This is a genomic window from Nocardia sp. NPDC051463 (assembly GCF_040681975.1).
In the GTDB taxonomy this organism is placed as follows: Bacteria; Actinomycetota; Actinomycetes; order Mycobacteriales; family Mycobacteriaceae; genus Nocardia.
On record NZ_JBFBAB010000038.1, the window covers coordinates 1 to 21,441 of the forward strand.

The 21,441-nt window shown below is 66.0% G+C and carries 18 protein-coding genes and 3 pseudogenes; 20 read left to right on the forward strand and 1 reads right to left on the reverse strand.

What is annotated here, in order from left to right; all coding sequences use genetic code 11:
• Positions 1 to 408 precede the first annotated feature (408 nt).
• The 8 genes and pseudogenes from AB0M74_RS31865 (at position 409) to recN (ending at position 7,865) form a co-directional block, all read left to right on the forward strand.
• A complete protein-coding gene (locus AB0M74_RS31865; RefSeq protein WP_366530066.1) occupies positions 409 to 1,197 on the forward strand; it encodes a hypothetical protein in 789 nt (262 codons plus the stop codon).
• Positions 1,122 to 1,802, forward strand: a pseudogene (locus AB0M74_RS31870) (hypothetical protein); the annotation flags it as partial. The gene AB0M74_RS31865 and the pseudogene AB0M74_RS31870, both read left to right, overlap by 76 nt.
• A gap of 634 nt (positions 1,803 to 2,436) precedes the next feature.
• Positions 2,437 to 2,874, forward strand: a complete 438-nt coding sequence (locus AB0M74_RS31875) for a MepB family protein (RefSeq protein ID WP_366530017.1) — start codon at positions 2,437 to 2,439, stop codon at positions 2,872 to 2,874.
• Between the two features lie 165 nt (positions 2,875 to 3,039).
• On the forward strand, positions 3,040 to 3,948 hold the full coding sequence (locus AB0M74_RS31880; protein WP_366530018.1) for an HAD-IIA family hydrolase: 909 nt from the start codon (positions 3,040 to 3,042) through the stop codon (positions 3,946 to 3,948).
• A 13-nt stretch (positions 3,949 to 3,961) separates the two neighbouring features.
• Positions 3,962 to 4,288 carry a hypothetical protein gene (locus AB0M74_RS31885; protein WP_366530019.1) on the forward strand — a complete coding sequence of 109 codons (327 nt, stop codon included), beginning with the start codon at positions 3,962 to 3,964 and terminating at the stop codon, positions 4,286 to 4,288.
• Between the two features lies 1 nt (position 4,289).
• Positions 4,290 to 5,111 (forward strand): TlyA family RNA methyltransferase, encoded by an 822-nt coding sequence (locus AB0M74_RS31890; RefSeq protein ID WP_366530020.1) that lies wholly within the window; start codon positions 4,290 to 4,292, stop codon positions 5,109 to 5,111.
• Positions 5,108 to 6,118, forward strand: coding sequence for an NAD kinase (locus tag AB0M74_RS31895; protein WP_366530021.1), 1,011 nt, complete (start codon positions 5,108 to 5,110; stop codon positions 6,116 to 6,118). Before AB0M74_RS31890 ends, AB0M74_RS31895 begins: the two co-directional genes overlap by 4 nt.
• Positions 6,096 to 7,865 (forward strand): DNA repair protein RecN, encoded by a 1,770-nt coding sequence (gene recN, locus AB0M74_RS31900; protein WP_366530022.1) that lies wholly within the window; start codon positions 6,096 to 6,098, stop codon positions 7,863 to 7,865. The genes AB0M74_RS31895 and recN overlap by 23 nt, the downstream gene beginning before the upstream one ends.
• Positions 7,866 to 7,931: 66 nt before the next feature.
• Here recN and AB0M74_RS31905 read toward each other — a convergent pair whose 3' ends face one another.
• A complete protein-coding gene (locus tag AB0M74_RS31905) occupies positions 7,932 to 8,351 on the reverse strand; it encodes an SRPBCC family protein (RefSeq protein WP_366530023.1) in 420 nt (139 codons plus the stop codon).
• 519 nt (positions 8,352 to 8,870) lie between these two features.
• On the opposite strand from AB0M74_RS31905, the pseudogene AB0M74_RS31910 reads away from it, so the two are divergent.
• The 12 genes and pseudogenes from AB0M74_RS31910 to AB0M74_RS31965 all read left to right on the forward strand — a co-directional run.
• Positions 8,871 to 9,230: pseudogene (locus AB0M74_RS31910) on the forward strand (recombinase family protein); the annotation flags it as partial.
• Between the two features lie 186 nt (positions 9,231 to 9,416).
• On the forward strand, positions 9,417 to 10,214 hold the full coding sequence (locus AB0M74_RS31915; RefSeq protein WP_366530024.1) for a hypothetical protein: 798 nt from the start codon (positions 9,417 to 9,419) through the stop codon (positions 10,212 to 10,214).
• A 152-nt stretch (positions 10,215 to 10,366) separates the two neighbouring features.
• Positions 10,367 to 11,572 carry a putative cytokinetic ring protein SteA gene (gene steA / locus AB0M74_RS31920; protein WP_366530025.1) on the forward strand — a complete coding sequence of 402 codons (1,206 nt, stop codon included), beginning with the start codon at positions 10,367 to 10,369 and terminating at the stop codon, positions 11,570 to 11,572.
• Between the two features lie 99 nt (positions 11,573 to 11,671).
• Positions 11,672 to 12,616 (forward strand): copper transporter, encoded by a 945-nt coding sequence (locus tag AB0M74_RS31925; protein WP_366530026.1) that lies wholly within the window; start codon positions 11,672 to 11,674, stop codon positions 12,614 to 12,616.
• Between the two features lie 235 nt (positions 12,617 to 12,851).
• The gene (locus AB0M74_RS31930; protein ID WP_366530027.1) at positions 12,852 to 14,573 is read left to right on the forward strand and encodes a CTP synthase; all 1,722 of its coding nucleotides are present in this window, start codon (positions 12,852 to 12,854) and stop codon (positions 14,571 to 14,573) included.
• On the forward strand, positions 14,573 to 15,232 hold the full coding sequence (locus tag AB0M74_RS31935; protein ID WP_366530028.1) for an NUDIX hydrolase: 660 nt from the start codon (positions 14,573 to 14,575) through the stop codon (positions 15,230 to 15,232). Before AB0M74_RS31930 ends, AB0M74_RS31935 begins: the two co-directional genes overlap by 1 nt.
• 14 nt (positions 15,233 to 15,246) lie before the next feature.
• Positions 15,247 to 16,206, forward strand: a complete 960-nt coding sequence (gene xerD / locus AB0M74_RS31940; RefSeq protein ID WP_366530029.1) for a site-specific tyrosine recombinase XerD — start codon at positions 15,247 to 15,249, stop codon at positions 16,204 to 16,206.
• A gap of 184 nt (positions 16,207 to 16,390) precedes the next feature.
• The gene (locus tag AB0M74_RS31945; protein WP_366530030.1) at positions 16,391 to 16,855 is read left to right on the forward strand and encodes a cupin domain-containing protein; all 465 of its coding nucleotides are present in this window, start codon (positions 16,391 to 16,393) and stop codon (positions 16,853 to 16,855) included.
• Between the two features lie 274 nt (positions 16,856 to 17,129).
• Positions 17,130 to 18,005 carry a ParA family protein gene (locus tag AB0M74_RS31950; RefSeq protein WP_366530062.1) on the forward strand — a complete coding sequence of 292 codons (876 nt, stop codon included), beginning with the start codon at positions 17,130 to 17,132 and terminating at the stop codon, positions 18,003 to 18,005.
• Positions 18,006 to 18,103: 98 nt separating this feature from the next.
• Positions 18,104 to 18,937 carry a segregation/condensation protein A gene (locus AB0M74_RS31955; RefSeq protein WP_366530063.1) on the forward strand — a complete coding sequence of 278 codons (834 nt, stop codon included), beginning with the start codon at positions 18,104 to 18,106 and terminating at the stop codon, positions 18,935 to 18,937.
• A 194-nt stretch (positions 18,938 to 19,131) separates the two neighbouring features.
• A complete protein-coding gene (locus AB0M74_RS31960; protein ID WP_366530064.1) occupies positions 19,132 to 19,776 on the forward strand; it encodes an SMC-Scp complex subunit ScpB in 645 nt (214 codons plus the stop codon).
• Between the two features lie 840 nt (positions 19,777 to 20,616).
• Positions 20,617 to 21,423, forward strand: a pseudogene (locus AB0M74_RS31965) (pseudouridine synthase); the annotation flags it as partial.
• Positions 21,424 to 21,441: the final 18 nt, after the last annotated feature.

A 21,441-nucleotide genomic window follows, 5' to 3' on the forward strand; every position in this document is an offset into this window, starting at 1 on the left:
CCATTCCGAACCCGGAAGCTAAGCCTGCCAGCGCCGATGGTACTGCACTCGACAGGGTGTGGGAGAGTAGGACACCGCCGGAACATCATTCGCGATAGGGGACCCAGAATCTGGGTCCCCTATCGGCGTTTGAGCACCTTGTCGTGCCCAACGCACGCCTCCGCGTCCATGCCCCACCATCGACACGTGATTCAATTTGTGGGGCCCGACCACTTTTTTGCGGAACCTAGAAAGGGATCACCGTGTCGGAACAGAACGACAACCGGAAGTCCTTCCGGCGTGACACTCCCGCCTCTGGTTCCGGCCAGCGTGGTGCAGGCGGCGAGCGCCCTGCACGTGGCGGCGATGGTGACTCATCCTCGAACCGTCCTGAGCGTGATCGCACCGGCGGCCAGGGCTCGGAGCAGCGTGGAGGATTCAGACGCAGCGGTGATTCCGGCCAGCGCGGCGGATCAGGTGAGCGTGGTGGATTCAACCGGCGTAGCGACTCCGGAGGCTCCAACCAGCGAGGTGACTCAGCGGGCGGCTTCAAGCGCCGCGAGGATTCGGGCGAGCGTGGCGGTTTCAATCGCGGAGGTGGTTCCGGCCCGCGTGGAGGATCCGGCGAGCGCGGCGGTTTCAACCGTGGTGGCGACTCCGGTGAACAACGTGGTGGATTCAACCGTGGTGCTGACTCAGGTCAACGTGGCGGGTCCAATCGCGGCGGTGACTCCGGGGAGCGTGGCGGTTTCAGCCGTGGCGGTGACTCCGGTCAGCGTGGCGGTTTCAATCGTGGCGGTGATTCGGGTCAGCGCGGCGGCACCAACCGCGGCAGTGGTGATTCCGGTGAGCGCGGTGGCTCCGGCCGTGGTGGCTCCGGCGACCGTGGTGGCTTCAATCGTGGCGGTGATTCACGACGCGGCTCCGCCGATCGTGGGGCCAACCGCCCGGACTCCGGTCAGCGCGGTGGTTTCAAGCGCAGTGATTCTGGTGAACGTGCAGGCTTCGGACGGTCCGGCGAGCGTGGCGGATCGGAGCGCGGGTCATTTCAGCGTGGGGACGGTCCTTCGGAAGACCGTCGTCGTGGTGGCGAGGGTGTTCGCGCGGGAAGTGGCGGCCAGTCGTCGGATCGACGCCCGCCGCGGCCCGAGGAGCCGGATCTGCCGGACGACATCCAGGCCTCGGATCTCGAACCTGCGGTTCGACGTGACCTGCTGAGCTTGGATAAGACCAATGCGGAAGCCGTCGCCCGCCATCTGGTCATGGCGGCCAGACTGATCGACGATGACCCCGGCCTCGCACTCGCGCACGCCCGCGCGGCACGGCAACGCGCAGGCCGCATTGCCGTGGTTCGCGAAACCGCGGGTGTGACCGCGTACCACGCGGGTGAGTGGGCCGAGGCGCTCTCCGAGTTGCGTACCGCCCGCCGGATGTCCGGCGGCTCCGGTCTGCTCGCGGTGATGGCGGACTGTGAACGCGGTCTCGGCCGCCCCGAGCGTGCGATCGAACTCGGCCGCAGCGACGAGGCCCGCGCCCTGAGCGGTGATGAGGCCAGCGAGCTGCGCATTGTGGTCGCCGGCGCCCGTATGGACCTCGGCCAGTACGACCAGGCCGTGGTCACCTTGCAGACTTCCGATCTGGACCCGTCCCGCACCGGCTCGGCCGCGGCCCGGTTGTTCTATGCCTACGCCGACGCACTCGTGGCCGCGGGCCGAACCGATGACGGACTCACCTGGTTCCTCAACGCCGCCTCTGCCGACCTGGACGGCGAGACCGACGCCGAAGACCGCGCGGCCGAACTGACCGGCGAGACCGACGTCTGATCGCAGGATCGGCGCGGTATGGAACTGTCCGGCGAAACCGGCTGTCGAGTGCTGTCACCGCGCGATGCGGAGCTGATCGGCACCACCAGCGTCCGCGCGCCAGCGGGGTACGTAGCGGAACCATCCGCTGTTTCGAGTGTTTGAGGGCCGCCGAAGTGCGATGCGGAACCGACCAGCGATACAGACTTGCGACCACCGGTGGACTGCAGAGCGGAACTGTCCCGCGACTCGGGCTTCTCAGCGCCGTCGGAGTCCGGTGCGGAGCTGTTCGGCGACTTCGCCTGACGACGGGGGTCGGAGTTGAATATGTACCTGATCGGCGATACCGGTTTTCTGTGTGCCGTGGCAGTACGGCGTGGAATAGACCAGTTGCGGAGGCGTGCACGTGCAGGTGGAGTGCTGACCGGAACATTCTGGTACCCCCAGCCTCCGAGTGCCGTCGGTGTGCTGAACCGAATAGACCGGTCGCGGAGGCTTGTGAGTACTGGCGGAGTGTCGAGCGGAATGTTCTGGCGAGAGATCGAATGCCGAGCGTAGGCGGAGTGCGGTAGTGCAGAGGGAACCTTGGTTGACTCATGATGATCTGGCTGCGGCGAAAGCACTGATATTCGAGCCTCTCGGGCTCGATTGTTCTATGCCGGTGGCAGAACCGGAGAGCGCCGAGTATGCGGCGCACTCTTTCACGGTGGACGGCCGGTCGGTACGGTTCCGAGTAGGTAAATCGACGCCGAAAAAGGTCGGTCAGTTCGTGACCGTGTGGCAGCGCGGGGTGGGCGGACCGATCCGGCCGTTCGATATCGCCGATCGCGTCGAGCTGTTCGTCATCAGTACCCGCACCGGAAGCCACTTCGGCCAGTTTATTTTTCCTGGCACTGCACTGGCTACGAAAGATATTGTCTCCATTGATGGTTCGGGTGGTAAGCGTGGGTTTCGGATTTATCCGCCGTGGGCGGACACCACGAACCGTCAGGCCCGTGCCACACAGACGTGGCAGCTGGAGTACTTCCTACACCTACCGCCGGGCGGGTTCGTGGATCTCGCCCGAGCACGGTTGCTCTACGGTCGGCCGTGACCGGCGTCGACGGCCGTGCTTTGCTGTCGGGCGGTGGGCGTAGTGTGCTGTGTGCCTCCGAGAGCTGCGGCCGTGTGCTGCCCCGCGGAGCAGGTCGCCGGGCAATGGTGCAAGGGGCGAAGAGTTCGGCAAGGGCTGCCGACGGTGACATGAAGTGAGAGTGGTGTGAAGCGGCTACGAGATCGCTACGAAGCCCTACTGCTGGATCTGGACGGCACGCTGTACCGCGGACCCGAGGTGATCGAAGGTGCCCCCGCGGCGCTGGCGAATTCGGGCGTGCCGCAACGGCTTGTCTACGTCACGAACAATGCGAGCCGGGGGCCGGACGCGGTCGCACAGCATCTGGCCGAACTCGGCTTCCCCGCAACGATGGACGATGTGGTGACCAGTGCGCAGGCGGCGGCCCGACTGCTCGCGGAGCGACTCGACTCCGGCGCGACTGTCTTGATCGTCGGCACCGATGATCTTGCCGCGGAGGTGGATGCCGTCGGTCTACGTTCGGTCCGCCGCTTCAACGGCACCACCCCCGATGCTGTTGTACAAGGACATTCGCCGACGACCGCATGGCCGGATCTGGCCGAGGCGGCCTACGCGCTGAGCGCCGATGTCCTGTGGGTTGCCGCCAATACCGACAAGACTTTGCCGAACGAGCGTGGACTCGCGCCGGGCAACGGTGCGATGGTCGCGGCCCTGCGAGCCGCTTCCGGTCGTGCGCCGCTGGTGGCGGGCAAGCCCTACGCGCCGCTGATGGAGGACGCCTTGGTGCGGGCGGGTTCCCGTAATGCGCTGGTGGTGGGGGACCGTCTCGACACCGACATCGAGGGTGCCAACCGGGTCGGCCTCGATTCGCTGCTGGTCCTGACCGGCGTGAGCGGCCTCGACGAGCTGCGCGACGCCCCGGCTGACCTGATCCCGACCTATGTGTCGGAATCGCTGGACGCCTTGAATCACCCGCCTGTGGCAGGCGAACCGGACCCGGCCGCCACCGACCTGGTTGCCGACTTGACCGCACGATTGCGGCGCAACCCGGGGCGAGCCGTGACGGTGCGCGCGTCGGGTTCGGAAATCCGATAGCGTTGACATCACGATGAGTACTCCGATGCCCCGCCCATATGGACCCGGGATGAACGGCCCCGGCTCGAACGGCCCCGGCTCGAACGGCCCCGGCTCGAACGGACCCCGCCCGGGGGTCCCGATGCCGGGCCGGCATCTGCCTGGCGCACAAGGGCGCCCGGAACCGGCCGATCCTGCTCGGATTCGCGCCGATGTCGAGAGCTTGCTCGCCGAGCTCGGTTCGCGGGTCGGTCAGCCCGAGGGTGCCGAAACCGGCACCGACATCACGCGGCGGGCACACATCCTGGAGCAGGCACACGAGGTGCTGGTTCAGGCCTTGGCTACGGTGGACAAGATCTGAGGTGGCCAGGCGCGCGCGGGTGGACGCCGAACTGGTTCGCCGCGGGTTGGCGAGATCGCGGGAACACGCGGTCGAGCTGATCGGCGCGGGCCGCGTCCTGATAGCTGGAACGGTCGCGGTGAAACCGGCGACCGCCGTCGAAACGGGCACCCCGCTGGTGGTGCGCGACGAACCTGACGAGGTGTCTTGGGCCTCCCGTGGTGCACACAAGCTCCTGGGTGCGCTCGAAGCGTTCGAACCCGAGGGTTTGACGATCGCGGGTAAGCGCTGCCTGGATGCGGGCGCGTCGACCGGGGGCTTCACCGATGTCTTGCTCTCGAGACACGCACGCGAGGTCGTCGCCGTGGACGTCGGTTACGGCCAGCTGATCTGGCGACTGCAGAACGATGAACGGGTGCGGGTTTTCGATCGCACCAATGTCCGCAGCGTGACCCCCGAATCGATCGGTGGCACGGTCGAGCTTGTAGTGGGCGATCTGTCGTTCATCTCCCTCGGCCTGGTACTGCCTGCGCTCGCCGCCTGTTCTGCGCTGGGCGCAGACCTGCTGCCGATGGTGAAACCCCAGTTCGAAGTGGGTAAAGAACGGGTGGGTTCCGGCGGCGTCGTGCGCGATCCGGCTCTGCGTGCCGAAGTGGTGCGCGATGTCGCGGCCGCAGCCGCGGGGTTGGGGCTGCGCACTCGAGCGGTAGTTGCCAGCCCGCTGCCCGGCCCGTCGGGCAATGTCGAATACTTTTTATGGCTGCGTAAAGACGAGCAGTTCGAGTACGACGGCGAGCAGGTCGCGGCCCTCGTCGAGCATGCGGTTGAGGAGGGTCCACAGTGAACGCGCAGGCGCCGGCCGAGTCCGCTGGCCGGGAGATTCTGCTGGTTTCGCATCCCGGCCGCGCCGAGATCATCGAGACCGCCCATCGGGTGGCCAAGATCTTCGCCAATGCCGGGATCGGGCTGCGGGTGCTCGCCGATGAGGCGGAAGGCACCCGGTTCGATGTCGATCTCGATTGTGAGGCCCCCGGGCCAGGCTCTTCGGCGGTGGCGGCGCCCGGCGGTTATCCGGTTCGGGTGGTGGAGCACTGCCCGGATTCGGCGGTGGGTTGTGAGATGGTGCTGGTCCTCGGTGGTGACGGCACTTTCCTGCGTGCCGCCGAACTGGCGCGGCCCGCCGCGGTGCCGGTGCTGGGAATCAATCTGGGTCGCATCGGTTTTCTGACCGAGGCCGAGGCAGAGCACCTGGATGAGGCGTTGGCCCAGGTGGTCCGCAAGGATTACCGCATCGAGGATCGGATGACGATCGACGTCACCGTCCGGGTGGACGACGAGATCGTCGAAACCGGTTGGGCGTTGAACGAAGCAAGTATCGAGAATGCCGCACGGATGGGTGTGCTCGAGGTGGTGTTGGAGGTCGACGGACGTCCGGTGTCGCAGTTCGGCTGTGACGGCATCCTGATCTCGACGCCCACTGGTTCGACCGCGTACGCGTTCTCCGCGGGCGGCCCGGTCGTATGGCCGGAACTGGAAGCGCTGCTGGTGATTCCGAGTAATGCGCATGCCCTTTTCGCGCGCCCGCTGGTGACGAGCCCGGAGTCGCGTATCGCGGTGGAATCCGTTGCGACCGGACATGATGCGATAGTTTTCCTCGACGGCAGGCGTACCCTCGCGCTGCCGAAAGGTGGGCGGGTCGAAGCGGTCCGCGGCGCCGAGCCGGTGCGCTGGGTGCGGTTGGATTCCGCGCCTTTCGCGGATCGGATGGTGCGCAAGTTCCAATTGCCCGTGACAGGCTGGCGTGGCCGACGGCGAACGGAGAGCACACGTGCTGACAGAGATCAGGATTGATGGACTTGGTGTTATCTCGACCGCCACTGCGCAATTCCATGAGGGTCTGACAGTTCTCACTGGTGAAACCGGTGCGGGCAAGACCATGGTGGTCACGAGCCTGCACCTGCTCAGCGGCGCGCGGGCCGATGCGGGCCGGGTGCGGCTGGGTGCGGCGCGCGCTGTGGTGGAGGGTCGCTTCACCGTCGACGACGTCAATGATGCCGCGCGTGCCGAGGTCGGGCAGGTGCTGGAATCGGCTGCGGCAGAGGCTGACGACGACGGCAGCATTATCGCGATCAGGACGGTCGGCAGTGATGGTCGTTCGCGCGCCCATCTCGGTGGCCGCGGTGTACCCGCCGCGGTCCTCGCCGATTTCACCGCCCCACTTCTCACCGTGCACGGCCAGAACGACCAATTGCGGCTGCAGCGCCCGGATCAGCAGTTGTCCGCACTGGATCAGTTCGCCGCCGATACGGTCGGTCCGTTGCTGCGCAAGTATCAGGTGCACCGGCGGTCGTGGCTCGATGCCCGCGCCGAACTCCTCGAACGCACCGCGCGTAGTAGAGAACTCGCGCTGGAGGCCGACCGGCTCAAGTATTCGCTCACCGAGATCGACGCCATCGCACCGGAGCTTGGTGAGGATGTACGCATCGTGGACGAGGTGCGCAGGCTGAGCGACCTGGATTCCCTGCGCGAGGCGGCCGTGACAGCGCACCACGCACTGGCCGGTTCTCCCGATTCGCCCCAAGACGGTTCGGGCGCACTGGAATTGCTCGGTGTGGCGCGGGCCCGGGTGGAATCGGCCGACGATCCGGCCCTGACCGCCCTCGCGCCTCGGCTGCAGGAGGCCATCGCGCTGGTGGTCGATCTGACCACCGAACTCAGCGGCTATCTTTCGGATCTGCCGTCGGATCCCGGTGCACTGGACTCGCTGCTCACCAGGCAGGCCGAACTCAAGACGCTCACTCGCAAATATGCCCCGGATATCGACGGGGTGATCGAGTGGGCGGACGAGTCGCGTACCCGGCTCGGCTCACTCGATGTTTCAGAAGAGGCCTTGACCGCCTTGGCCGCTGAGGTGGACATCGCCGCGGACCGGGTCCGGGAGTCGGCACGCAAGCTGACTGCCGCGCGAACCAAGTCGGCGGGCAAACTCGCCGCCGCGGTGAGCGCCGAGCTGGGTGGGCTGGCGATGGGGAAAGCGCGGCTCGAGGTCGAGGTGCGCCCGGCGCCGGCGAGCCCTCAGGATTCCGCGCCGCTGACGGTCGACGCACAAGAGCTGCACGCAGGATCATCCGGCGTCGACGAGGTGGAGTTCCGGCTGTCCGCGCATTCCGGCGCACAGTCGCTGCCTCTGAGCAAGAGCGCGTCCGGTGGTGAACTCTCGCGCGTGATGTTGGCCCTCGAGGTGGTGCTCGCCAGTTCGGACCATGGCGCGACGATGGTGTTCGACGAGGTCGACGCCGGCGTCGGCGGCCGGGCCGCGGTGGAGATCGGCCGCAGGCTCGCGCGTCTCGCGCGCACCCATCAGGTGATCGTGGTGACCCACTTGCCGCAGGTCGCCGCGTTCGCCGACACGCATCTGGTGGTGGACAAATCCGACGACGGCAAGGGCAAGGTCAACAGTGGGGTTCGCGCGCTCACGAAAGATGAGCGAGTGATCGAATTGGCCCGCATGCTTGCGGGGCTCGACGACACCGAGACCGGGCGAGCCCACGCGGAAGAGCTCCTCGAGACCGCTCGCTCCGAACGCGCGTCGGCCTGACAGTCGCCTGGAAGCGCACCCTGGGATCGGCAGCGGACGGGGATCCCAGGGGTGCCGGCTACCAGCTCAGCGCACGGCCTTCTGCGCGCCGCGGATGAACTGGGAGATGAGGTTGCGCAGCCCTAACTCCAGGATCTTGGACGGCACGGGCAGGCTCGGTTCGGATTCCATTGTGTAGGACACCAGGGTTCCGTTGTCGGCGTCGGTGAAGGTGACGACTCCGACGTGCCGCTTCACCGGAGCGCCCTTGACGATCTTGTACTCCATGCGCTCACCCGGCACCAGTTTGGTGATCTCTTCGGTGACCCCGAGCGGGCCGACGCCGATCAGGTGCTGCGCACCGACGCCTTCGCGCTCGGTCAGTCCTGGCTTGGTCAGCTTGACCTGGACCGGAAGGTAGGGGCTGATGCTCTCGCGCTCGGCGAAAAGCCGGTATACGACCTCGCGCGGGGCCTCGATGACAGCGTCGACGGTGGTGCTGGCCATAAAATGTCTCCTCTTCGAGATATCTGTGACCCGCAGCATACGGGTACTGTCCGGAACCGCGGGACTCCCGTACTTGGGATCGCAATCGCCTCCGATTCGACAGCATTGGGAATAGGGGCGAAAGTTCTTCTGCGCGTGTGGATTATGCTGGAACAGGGCAGCGTGGGGATGCTACCTCTTGGTAGTTTGTCCGGGGCTTCGCGCGGCGGAGAATGGTGTCCGATCGCATAGCGTCGCCGCAGGTTGTACCTCACGGTGAATAGGATTTGCATTCTGTTTGATAAGGGCATCGCTCGGTTGATGAAGCAGGTCGTCGATCGAGCTGATGGAATCTGCACTCCTACGCTTGTTTCGACTCGGATGGTCTGCGTCACCTCGGTCGCCACACCGATCGAGCGCAACCGATCGTCTCGACGCAACCGACCGGGCGTCAACCGCAAGCATCCTGGGCTGGGCGAGGCCCTCGCGGCGGTCCGCGTCGGCGACGCACTTGTCGTGCCGTAACGAGACCGGCTCGCCCGGTCGGTCCCGGATGTGCGAGCAATCGGTGACGAAATGGTCGCCCGTGTCATCAAGCTGTCCCGCGGCAGACAGACCGACGATCCGCACGATCCGATGGCCAGGATGTTCTTCAACATCCTGGCCACCTTCGGCGAATTCGACGTCGACCTGCTGCGGATGCGCACCCGTGAGGGCATGCCTGTCGCATGCGCCAAACGGGCATTCCGCGGCCGGCAACCCAAGCTCTCGACCAAGCAGCGAAATGAGCTGCGCGCGTGCCCACCGGCGCCTACATCATCGCCGACCTCGCCGAACGGTGACTCCCGGCCCACCATCTACGGCACAGTCCAACGCGACCAATCCAATCAGCCCAGGTGAAAACGCCACCAACAACCCCCTGCCAACAGATATGTAAGGACAAGATCCCCCTGATGGCGGCGTTGGGCTCAACTCGGCCGCATCTCGGGTACCGCTGACGGTCGTGGATCACAGGGCCACGCAGATGCTGGCGACGGTGCCAGGAGAAGACGAGGAAACTGCGGCGATCAGGCCGAGGGTGTTGTTTTGCTGATCAGATCCGAATTGATTGCGCGGACATATGGCCGATTTGCACAACATTTGAGCAACGAAATTACGAGATTGGCAAGGGCTGATTCCGAACATGGCATCAGGCCCTTCGCTCGCGAGGCCGAGGGTGCTGCCGGAGTATTTTCCAACGGCGACAAGGGATTTCGCAACGATTTCGATACCGGCGACCCGTCATTCCCGAATCCGCAGTTGAAATCCGGGTCCGCATCACCGGATCGCTTCTATAACGGAGCACGCCTGTGGCAGGTCGATCAAGTGTTTCCCAAGGCTTTTCGAGGAAAAGAAGCCGCAGCCGAGGAAGGCTATATCCGCACAGCGTCGCACAGCACTGCTGGAGACGTTGTATACCTGACCGATGGCGATGACATTGCTGGCGTGTATGGAACGATCACAAGCTGGACCGATGTCCGTGACGGCACGATGCGGTTCCATCCGGTGGGCATGGTATTAGGTATCGACGGTAACCGTATCCGTGTGAATCCGATGGCGGAAGAGGGGCATTCGGCCGCAAATTTCATCGAAGGTGTCAGCGACCGCGTATTCACCACCCCGGGCCGCATAGACACATCCAAGATCGTCAGCGTGGAGTTTCTGACCTACGACAACATCATCAACAACCCGGACGTAACTCTGGTCGCCGACGGGGTTCCCCGGCTTCGACGGCCTTCGGCAAGAGTCGCTGCGCGACCCGGCAGCACTCGCCGATCGCCTCTTGAGTATCGCCGGCGCTGTGCGGAGAAACTACCCAACGATCGACGTCACCGTCAGTGCTAACCATCTCTCCAGCGACGAAGCCATCAGAACATTCTTGGCGACATGAGCGAAGATTTTTCAGCGATGTACTGGTGACATCACAGTGACGAATGTGACCGATGATGCGGCGCGCCTCCACCAATGGTTGAGGGCTGGCAGCCATTATCGGGCCTATGAAGATGTTGGCATTGTTGTCGAAGAACACCGAAACGTTGCCAGGGCTCACCGGCATCGCCCGGGTCGACCGCAATACCCGGCGTCTACTCGAGCGAGTCGGACCCGGTGATGTGGTGGTGCTGGACGAGATGGATCTGGATCGGCTCACCGCCGATCGGCTCGTCGAGGCTGGTGTGGCCGCGGTGGTGAATACCTCGCCGTCGATTTCTGGACGTTATCCGAATCTCGGCCCGGAAATGTTGGTGGCCAAAGGAATAGTACTGCTGGACACCGTGAGCTCGGATGCGTTCAGCAAAATCAAGGATGGCGCCAAGGTTCGCATCGACGAGGGCATTGTCTACGCGGACAAGCTGACGAGGAAAGGGCCCGAGGTCCTTGTCGAGGGTATCGAACTGACTGAAGCCGGCATTAACGACCGGATGATCGAGGCCCGCAACGGACTCGCCGATCACCTCGAGGCATTCGCGGGCAACACTATCGAGTTCTTCCGCACCGAGAGCGCGCTGCTGATCGATGGCATCGGCGTTCCGGAACTCGACCTGGTGATGAAACATCGGCATGTCGTGGTGGTGGCCGATGGGCCCGACCACGCGGCCGAACTGAAAGCGCTCAAGCCCTTCATCAAGGAGTACGTGCCGATCATGGTCGGAGTCGGACGCGGCGCGGACACCCTCATGAAGCAGGGCTACCGGCCCGACCTGATCGTCGGCGATCCGGACGAAATCACCACCAGCACCTTGAAGTCCGGCGCCGAAATGATTCTGCCCGCGGACACCGACGGCCACGCCAAGGGCTTGGAGCGCATTCAGGATCTCGGTATCGGTGCGACGACCTTCCCGTCCTCGGGCTCGCCTGCGGACCTGGCGTTGTTGCTGGCTCACCATCACGGCGCGTCGCTGATCGTGACCGCGGGCGCCGCCGCCTCGCTGGACGACTTCTTCGATCGTGGCCGCCGCGACAGCAACCCGGCCACCTTCCTCACCCGGCTCAAGGTCGGCGCCAAGCTGATGGACGCCACCGCCGTTGCCACGCTGTATCGCAACCGTGTGTCCGGCATCGCGATCGCGATGATCGTGCTCGCCGCGCTGATCGCCGTGATCGTCGCGATGCTCGCCTCCCACATGGGCGCAGAGGTGCTCGATTGGGCCATCGACACCTGGAACCGCTTCGCGCTATGGGCGCATGGCCTGGTCGGCAAATGATCGGGCGACCGCTACACAGGAGGGGCTGATGAGACACCATCGCGCAGTTCTCATCAGCCCGGCCGGGCGTGGGGGTACCGCTGAAACCCAGGAGCGTCGATGATTTCGCTACGACAGCACGCCGTTTCTCTCGTCGCGATCTTCCTAGCGCTGGCCGTCGGCGTGGTGCTCGGTTCGCAGACGGTGGCGGCGGACCTGCTGCACGGGTTGCGTGCAGATAAGACCGATCTACGCAAACAGGTCGACACCATCTCTGAACAGAACGGTCGACTATCTGGCGAGCTGAACGCCGCCGACCGTTTCATCGCAGGCTCTTCGAGCCGGATCCTCCCAGGCACCCTCATCGACCATAGCGTTGTGGTGTTCACTACCCCCGACGCCGACCCCGCCGACATCGAAGCCGTCACCAATGGCCTCGACACCTCCGGTGCCACCGTGACAGGCAAGATCGCACTCGCCGAAGCCCTCCTGGACACCACCGAGGGCGACCGACTGCGCACCACCCTCACCAATGTCATCCCCGCGGGCGCTCAGTTGCGCAGTGGAGCGGTCGATCAGGGCAGCATGGCGGGCGATCTGCTCGGCCTCGTGCTGTTGCTCGATCCCGCGAACTCGCAACCCCGCAGCACCCCGCAGGAGTTGAGCCTCGCGTTGGAGACGCTGCGCGGCGGCGGCTTTCTCGCCTACGGCGATACTCCGGTCGACCCGGCGCAACTCGCGGTCGTCATCACCGGCGAAGGCGCCCGTTCGAACGAGAACGGTCAGGGCTCGAACATCGCCCGTTTCGCGGGCGCCCTCCGCGGCCGTGGCGCGGGTGCGGTCCTGGCGGGCCGCTCCGGGGCCGCCGACGCACCGGGCCCTATCGCAGCCACCCGCTCCGACGCGGCCCTGGCCACCACAGTCACCACCGTGGACAACCTCGACCGGGAAATCGGCCGGGTCACCACCGTCCTCGGTCTCAGCGAGCAATTACGGGGCGGCGCCGGCCGCTACGGCACCGGTACCAAGGCGAATTCCCTCACTCTCGTCGCCCTGCCGCACTGACCGCTGTTGTACACGTTCGACCAGTGCGTGCTCCGCGATACCGTTATCGTGTCGAGGCGACGTCTCTCACAGTCGTGGTCGGGGTGAATCGGTGCGGTGGCGCGGCTTCGGGCGGGCGCACCACAACTACGCTGTGAACACTGTCGGCGGCGCGCACAATCCGAATGCAGCGACCCGGTGGCAAACCTGCGTGTGGTGCGGTCGGAACTGCGGATTCGTGTTACCGTGAAGACCCGTGGGTCAAACACGGATTCAGGCGCGAACAGCGACGAAACACATCTTCGTCAGCGGTGGTGTCGCCTCCTCATTGGGTAAAGGTCTTACCGCCTCCAGCCTCGGTCAGCTGTTGACGGCGCGCGGGCTGCGCGTCACGATGCAGAAACTCGACCCGTACTTGAACGTCGATCCCGGCACCATGAATCCGTTCCAGCACGGAGAGGTGTTCGTGACGGAGGACGGCGCCGAGACCGACCTGGATGTCGGTCACTACGAGCGGTTCCTCGACAGGGACTTGTCCGGCGACGCGAATGTCACTACGGGGCAGGTGTATTCGTCGGTGATCGCCAAGGAGCGGCGCGGCGAGTACCTCGGCGACACCGTGCAGGTCATCCCGCACATCACCGACGAGATCAAGAGCCGCATCCTCGCGATGGCAGGCCCCGATCTGGAGGGACACGTCCCGGACGTGGTGATCACCGAGATCGGCGGCACCGTCGGCGACATCGAGTCGCAGCCGTTTCTCGAGGCCGCCCGTCAGGTGCGCCATGATGTGGGCCGGGAGAACGTTTTCTTCCTGCACGTGTCGCTGGTGCCATACCTGGCTCCGTCGGGCGAACTCAAGACCAAGCCGACGCAGCACTCGGTGGCGGCGCTGCGCAGCATCGGCATCCAGCCCGACGCGCTGATCCTGCGCTGCGACCGGGATGTGCCGCAGGGCCTCAAGAGCAAGATCGCGCTGATGTGCGACGTCGACGTCGACGCCTGTATATCCACCCCGGACGCGCCGTCGATCTACGACATTCCGAAGGTGCTGCATCGTGAGGGCCTCGACGCCTATGTGGTGCGCAAGCTCGGGCTGCCGTTCCGCGACGTGGACTGGACCGTCTGGGGGGATCTGCTCGATCGTGTGCACTCGCCGCGGGAAACCGTCGAGGTTGCGCTGGTCGGCAAATACGTCGACCTGCCGGACGCCTACCTGTCGGTGACCGAGGCGCTGCGCGCGGGCGGGTTCGCCTCGCGGGCCAAGGTCAACATTCGCTGGGTACAGTCCGACGACTGTGAGACCCCGGCCGGCGCGCAGGCCGCGCTGCGTGATGTGGATGCGGTGCTGATCCCCGGCGGGTTCGGCATTCGCGGCATCGAGGGCAAGGTCGGCGCGATCCGGTACGCGCGGACGCGAGGTCTGCCGCTGCTCGGTTTGTGCCTCGGTTTGCAGTGCGTGGTGATCGAAGCGGCGCGTTCGGTCGGTCTCGCCGAGGCGAACTCGGCCGAATTCGAGCCGGACACACCACATCCAGTGATCTCGACCATGGCCGACCAGCAGCAGGTCATCGCTGGTGAGGCCGATCTCGGTGGCACGATGCGCCTCGGTGCATATCCGGCCACCCTGGCCAAGGGCTCGGTGGTCGCGCAGGCCTACGGCGCCGAGCAGGTCTCCGAACGGCATCGGCACCGCTATGAGGTGAACAACTCCTACCGCGACAAGATCGCGACCAGCGGACTGCGGTTCAGCGGCACTTCGCCGGACGGGCACCTGGTCGAGTTCGTCGAGCTGCCCGCCGACAAGCACCCGTTCTTCGTCGCCACCCAGGCGCACCCGGAGCTGAAGAGCCGTCCGACCCGCCCACACCCGCTGTTCGCCGCGCTCATCGCGGCCGCGCTGAAATACAAGCTGGCCGAGCGACTTCCGGTCGACCTGCCCGAAGAAGAGCTCGCGGACGCGGATCAGGGATCGTAGTGACCGAGCAAGCCGGTGGACCGGGTAGCCACGATTTCGAGACGGTGTCCAGCAAGACCGTCTACAGCGGTGCCATCCTCGCGCTGCGGCTGGATCAGGTGGCGATGCCGGGTGGTCGGGTCGTCGAGCGTGAGGTGATCGAGCACCACGGTGCGGTTGCCGTCGCCGCGATCGACGCCGACGACAATGTGGTGCTGATCCGGCAGTACCGGCACCCGCTCGGCACCAGGCTGCTCGAGTTGCCCGCCGGGCTGCTCGATCTGCCGGGCGAGGATCCGCTCGAAGCGGCCGAGCGTGAGCTCGCCGAGGAGACCGGTCTGGCCGCACGGGAGTGGTCAGTGCTGGTGGATGTCGCGCTGTCACCCGGCTTCACCGATGAGGCGCTGCGGGTCTATCTCGCGCGGGATCTGTACGAAACCCACCAGCCCGAGCCGGAAAACGAGGAAGCCGATCTGGAGCTGGTCCGGATGCCGGTCGATGCGGCCGTCCGGGCCGCATTGGCAGGTGAGATCGTCAACGCGACGGCGGTCGCCGGGGTGCTGGCGCTTGCGGCGGCACGGGCGGGCAGCACCGAGCTACGACCCGCCGACGCGCCGTGGCCGGGTCAGCCCACCGCGTTCCTTCGCCGTAAGGCGGCTTTGCGGCAGTCCGAAGACTGACCGGGGATTCGGTGATGCTCGCGCGGGAGATCGACGCCTATCTCGACCATCTCGCGGTCGAGCGTGGCGTCGCGCGGAACACTCTCGGCGCATACCGTCGTGACCTCGTGCGCTACCGAGATTTCCTGGCCGGTCGTGGTGTCATCGGGCTCGACACGGTTGCCGAGTCCGATGTCGCCGAGTTCACCACGGCGTTGCGGGCAGGAAGTGCCGATCATCCGCCGCTGGCGGCAGGCTCGGTGGCCCGCGCACTGATCGCAGTGCGCGGGCTGCACCGGTTCGCGGCGGCCGAGGGTCTCACCGCGACCGATGTCGCACATGCGGTGAAGCCGCCCGCACCGGGCAGGCGGTTGCCCAAAGCGCTGCCCTACGACCAGGTGCTGCGGTTGCTGGAGGCCGCGGGCGGCGGACCGATGGACGCCGAGGCTCTCGATGTCGCGGCCGGAACCGATGGCGGGCCACGCGGCCTGCGTGACCGTGCACTGCTCGAGCTGCTCTATTCGACCGGCGCACGGATCTCGGAGATGGTCGGGCTGGACGTCGATGACCTGGACACCGATGAGCGCGCGGCGGTGCTGCATGGCAAGGGCGGTAAGCAGCGCATGGTGCCGATCGGCAGGCCCGCTCTCGCCGCGGTGGACGCGTACCTGGTTCGGGGCAGGCCGGTGCTCGCGGCGAGCGGCAAAGGCAATGCGGGCGCTCTTTTTCTGAACGCGCGCGGGGGCAGGCTGTCGCGGCAGACGGCCTGGCAGGTTCTGCAGACGGCCGCCGAACGTGCCGGCATCGGTGCGACGGTTTCCCCCCACACGCTGCGGCATTCGTTCGCAACACATTTGCTCGACGGTGGGGCGGATGTGCGCGTGGTGCAGGAACTGCTCGGGCACGCGTCTGTCACGACGACACAGATCTACACCTTGGTCACCGTCAACACCTTGCGCGAGGTCTGGGCCACCGCACATCCACGCGCGCGTTAGCCGGGCGTGGCCCAGAACCGCGAGACCCGGCGTATCTCAGGCGAATTCAGCTTGGCCGGTTGGCGGAAATCGGACTTCTTCGGACGCCGAGGAAGAAAATGGACCTCGGTCCGTTTGCTTTCCGTGTCGAGTCGTTGCTGTGTCGGCTCGTCGCTGTGTCAGCTGAACAAGTGAGGTGAGTTGAATGTCAAAGGCTTTCATCGTCCACGAGTCGGACGTCGAAGCGGTGTCGCTGCCCGGCGGCGGTTCCTTCCGGCTGCTGGAGGACAGCGAGAACTCCGATGGCTTGTTCGGAGCCAATCGGCTCGTCCTGCAGGCGGGCGCGAACGGAACACGTCCGCATCACCACACCAAGTCGACGGAAATCTTCTACGTGCTCGCAGGAACCATGGAATTCCTTGTCGACGGCGAACTTCAGTCGGTGTCCTCGGGTGGCCTGGTCGTGGTCCCGCCGGGCACGGTGCACGCGTTCGGTGCTTCGGCAGACGGCCCGGCAGAGTTCCTGGCGGTGCTCACACCGGGTATCGTCCGGTTCGAATACTTCCGGCAACTCGGTCGCATCGCCCGAGGCGAGGCGGATTGGGACAGTATGGACGAGCTACACGACCGGTTCGACGTCCATTTCGACGGCGGACCCGAGTGGCGGTGAGAGAGTGAGAGGTAACGTTTCACTGCGAACACGCCGCGCTGAGGCGCGGTAGTTGGACACAGTCAAGCGGTAGCGTTCTTTCGAGAGCTGGACCGTACGAAAGCGAGGTCGGGCCCGATCGGCCTCGCTACGCTCGGCGAGGCAACGGGTAGGAACGTATAAGGAGCAGCGGATCGTGACGACAGCCAGTGCGGCAGAGCCGCCGATCAGTGCTGGGGCGCAGCCGCTTACGGATACCCCGCAGGGTCCGTACTCGGCGGCCGCGGCGGAGACGCTGTGGGGCAGCGGCGCTGAACCGGTCCCTGAAGACGCGGCGCTCGGCCCGACCGGGCGGCCACTGCGTGTGGTTCCCGACCCGGCTCCGCTCGAGCGCCACGGCGACGCCCTGATCGTTGCCATGTGCAACCAGAAGGGCGGCGTCGGCAAGACGACCTCGACTATCAACCTCGGTGCGGCGCTCGCAGAATTCGGCAGGCGGGTGCTGCTCGTCGATCTCGACCCGCAGGGCGCGTTGTCGGCGGGATTGGGTGTGGCTCACCATGATCTCGATCTGACGGTGCACAACCTGCTCATCGGTTCCAAGGTGTCCATCGAAGACGTGCTGATGGAGACCCGCGTCGAGAACCTGCACCTGCTGCCGAGCAATATCGACCTGTCGGCGGCGGAGATCCAGCTGGTCAACGAGGTGGGTAGGGAGCAGACGCTGGCGCGGGCGCTGGAGCCGGTGCGCGACCGCTACGACTACATCCTCATCGACTGCCAGCCGTCGCTCGGCCTGCTCACGGTGAACGCGCTGGCCTGCTCGGATGGTGTGATCATCCCGATGGAATGCGAATATTTCTCGCTGCGCGGGCTCGCACTGCTCAACGACACCGTGGAGAAGGTGCGCGATCGGCTCAACCCGAGGCTGAGCCTCTACGGCATCGTGGTGACGATGTTCGATGCGCGGCTACTACATTCGCGCCAGGTGATGGCGCGCGTTGTCGAGGTGTTCGGCGATCTGGTCTACGATACGGCCATCTCGCGCACCGTCCGGTTCCCCGACGCCAGTGTCGCGGGCGAACCCATCACCACCTGGGCGTCGAAATCTGCTGGGGCCGAAGCATATCGGGCGATGGCGCGGGAAGTCATCCACCGGTCCGGCCGGTGACGCGAGCGGCTGAGCCGGCGCCATCGTCAACCACGGAAACGCTCGGCTCGGAGTCTGTCGTCGGTACGGGCGATTCGGGTCAGCAGACCGGCTTCCATCTGCGGCTGAGCAATTTCCAAGGACCGTTCGATCTGCTGCTCACGCTGATCAGCTCGCGCAAGCTCGATGTCACCGAGGTGGCGCTGCACCAGGTCACCGATGAGTTCATCGCCTACACGAAGGCGTTGACAGCGGCGCTGACGGCGAGCGCGGAGGGCGGCAAGCAGGAGGCCTTGCGTGCCGACAAGATCTTGGACCAGACCACCGAATTCCTGGTCGTCGCGGCCACATTGCTCGACCTGAAAGCGGCCAGGCTGTTGCCGTCGGGTGAGATGACCGACGCCGAGGACCTCGAACTGCTCGAGGCGCGCGACCTGTTGTTCGCGCGTTTGCTGCAGTACCGCGCGTTCAAGCAGGTGGCCGAGCTGCTCGGTGAGCTGGAGGCCGTCGCGCTGCGACGCTACCCGCGTGCGGTCGGGTTGGAGGAGCGCTTCGCCGAGTTGCTGCCCGAGGTGACGCTGGGGGTCGACGCCCACGAGTTCGCTGCCATCGCCGCCGCGGCGTTCCGGCCGCGCCCGGTGCCCAAGGTCGGCCTCGACCACCTGCACTCGCACGCCATCTCGGTCGCCGAGCAGGCCGCCATCGTGCTCGAAATGCTGAAGCTTCGTGGACCGGGCGGCTGGACCACCTTCGGTGAACTGGTGGTCGACTGCGACGTGCCGATCCAGATCGTCGCCCGTTTTCTGGCCCTGTTGGAGCTGTACCGCGGCAAAACGATCGAGTTCGACCAGCCCGACCCGCTCGGCCCGCTCTCGGTCAGCTGGATCGGCGACCCGAAGGACGACACCGTGCAGACGGCCGACGCCGTAACTATCGAGGAGGACTACGGGTGAGCGAGAACGGCGACGTCACCGTCGACATTTCGGCGGGCGATGCTCGAGCCGCGGGTGCGATCGCGGACAACGACGGCACCGCCGACGCCGGTGCGCAGAGTCGTCCGAACGCAGATCCCGACCGTGACGACGCCGATGCACCGCGAGCGACAGCTTCCGGCGAGCACACCGAAGACGACTCCGCCAGCGACGCAGTGGCGGAGTTCACCCCCGAGTCGCTCGACGACGACGAATTGCGGTCGGCGCTGGAAGCCATGCTGCTGATTGTCGACGCTCCGGCCCCGGTAGAGTTGCTGGCAGACGCGTTGGCGGACACCCCGGCGCGGGTGGATCGCACACTGCGGGAAATGTCGGCGGAACTGTCCGCGCGGGGCAGTGGTATCGATCTGCGTTTCGTCGGGGACGGTTGGCGCTTCTATACTCGCAGCGAGTACGCGCCGTATGTGGAACGGATGCTGCTCGACGGCGCCCGGTCGAAATTGACGCGGGCGGCGTTGGAAACGCTGGCGGTGGTGGCATACCGTCAGCCGGTGACCCGAACCAGGGTCAGCGCGGTGCGCGGCGTGAACGTCGATGGGGTGATGCGAACCCTGCTGGCTCGGGGATTGATCGCCGAGGCCGGGGTCGACCCGGAGACGAACGGTACGCAGTACCGCACGACCGAACTGTTCTTGGAACGGATCGGACTCCCGTCGCTGACCGATCTGCCGCCACTGGCGCCCCTACTTCCGGGCGTCGACCTGATCGATGAGATCAACGAGAGCCTGGACACGGATCCCCGTTACACCAGGCTGAGGAAACCCGCCGAGGCCGATTTGGACCTCGGCACCGAGGACTGACAGGACAACATGAATACGCCCGCTCGCCGAGATGGCACACCGGATCGTAGAAAACGAAGCGACCAGCCCACCAGAGGCGGCGCAGGCCGTGACGCAGGCTCCCGAGGAGCCCGCTCGGCACAACGGGGAGAGACACAGCGCGGAGCTTCCTGGGGAGGAAGCGACCGCGGATCTTCGCAGAGCGGGGGCTACCGCGGCGGTCCGCAAGGGGGGCAACGGGGGAGTTCACAGGGAGCGGGCGGCCATCACGGTTCGTCGCAGGGCGGTGGCTACCGGGGTAGCTCGCAGGGCGACGGTGGCTATCGCGGTGGTTCGCAGGGTGGTCAGCGTGGTTCGTCGCAGGGCGGTGGCTACCGGGGTAGCTCGCAGGGCGAGGGCGGCTACCGTGGTTCCTCCCAGGGTGGTGGCTATCGTGGCGGTTCGCAGGGTGGTCAGCGTGGTCCCGCGCAGGGCGGCGGATACCGCGGCGGTTCGCAGGGCGAGGGCGGTTACCGCGGCGGTTCGCAGAGCGAGGGTGGCTATCGCGGTGGTTCGCAGGGTGGCGGTTACCGTGGCGGTTCGCAGGGCGACGGCGGTTACCGCGGCAGTTCGCAGGGTGGTGCCGGTCAGCGTGGTTCGTCGCAGGGTGGCGGTTACCGTGGCGGTTCGCCCAGCGACAGCGGGTACCGTGGATCCGCGCAAGGCGGTGCCGCACAGCGTGGTTCGTCGCAGGGCGGTGGCTACCGCGGTGCCTCGGAAGGCGCCGCCGCGCGTCGGCCCGCACAGTCTCCGTCAGCCGGGGCGAGCCAACGCAAGGCCAAGAATCCGAAGCCGGAGCGCAAAGTTGTCGCGCCGACACTGCTGAACAACGCCAAGCCTGCCAAGCGGCAGCACGTCGAGCCCGTCGCCGAAGGCCACGTCAAGCTGCCTGCGGGTGAAGGCGAACGGTTGCAGAAGGTGCTCGCCAAGGCGGGCGTCGCGTCACGGCGCGCCGCCGAGGAAATGATCGAGCAGGGTCGCGTCGAGGTCGACGGCGCCATTGTCACCGAGCAGGGTCTGCGGATCAATCCACAGACCGCCGTTGTCCGTGTCGACGGGACCCGCGTGATGGTGCGCGAGGAACTCGTCCACATCGCGCTGAACAAGCCGAAGGGCTGGCAGTCCACCATGTCCGACGACCTCGGACGTCCCTGCGTCGGCGATATCGTCGCCGAGCGCATCGCGGCCGGGCAACGCCTGTTCCACGTCGGTCGGCTCGACGCCGACACCGAAGGCCTGCTGCTGCTCACCAATGATGGTGATCTCGCCCACCGGCTCATGCATCCCTCGTTCGAGACACCGAAGACCTACCTGGCGACAGTGAACGGCGAGGTCAACAAGTCGGTCGGCAAGCGTCTCAAGGACGGTATCGAGCTGGAGGACGGCCCCGCGAAGGTCGACAAGTTCCAGGTGCTCGAACTGGGCGAGGGACGTTCTCTGGTGAAGCTGGTGTTGCACGAGGGACGCAAGCACATCGTGCGCCGGCTGCTCGATGCCGTCGGCCACCCGGTGACCCGGCTGGTGCGCACCAATATCGGTCCGGTCGCGTTGGGCGATCAACGGCCCGGCACGCTGCGTGTGCTCGGTCGCGATGAAGTCGGCAAACTGTATGAGGCGGTGTCGTTGTGAACGGTGTGGAGATTCCGG

What these genes read in the sequence shown, in the direction of transcription:
- AB0M74_RS31905 (WP_366530023.1), bottom strand. Translation starts at nt 8,351, where the DNA reads ATGGCCAGCACCACCGTCGACGCTGTCATCGAGGCCCCGCGCGAGGTC.
- xerD (WP_366530029.1), top strand. Translation starts at nt 15,247, where the DNA reads ATGCTCGCGCGGGAGATCGACGCCTATCTCGACCATCTCGCGGTCGAG.
- AB0M74_RS31945 (WP_366530030.1), top strand. Translation starts at nt 16,391, where the DNA reads ATGTCAAAGGCTTTCATCGTCCACGAGTCGGACGTCGAAGCGGTGTCG.
- AB0M74_RS31885 (WP_366530019.1), top strand. Translation starts at nt 3,962, where the DNA reads ATGAGTACTCCGATGCCCCGCCCATATGGACCCGGGATGAACGGCCCC.
- steA (WP_366530025.1), top strand. Translation starts at nt 10,367, where the DNA reads ATGAAGATGTTGGCATTGTTGTCGAAGAACACCGAAACGTTGCCAGGG.
- AB0M74_RS31925 (WP_366530026.1), top strand. Translation starts at nt 11,672, where the DNA reads ATGATTTCGCTACGACAGCACGCCGTTTCTCTCGTCGCGATCTTCCTA.
- AB0M74_RS31875 (WP_366530017.1), top strand. Translation starts at nt 2,437, where the DNA reads ATGCCGGTGGCAGAACCGGAGAGCGCCGAGTATGCGGCGCACTCTTTC.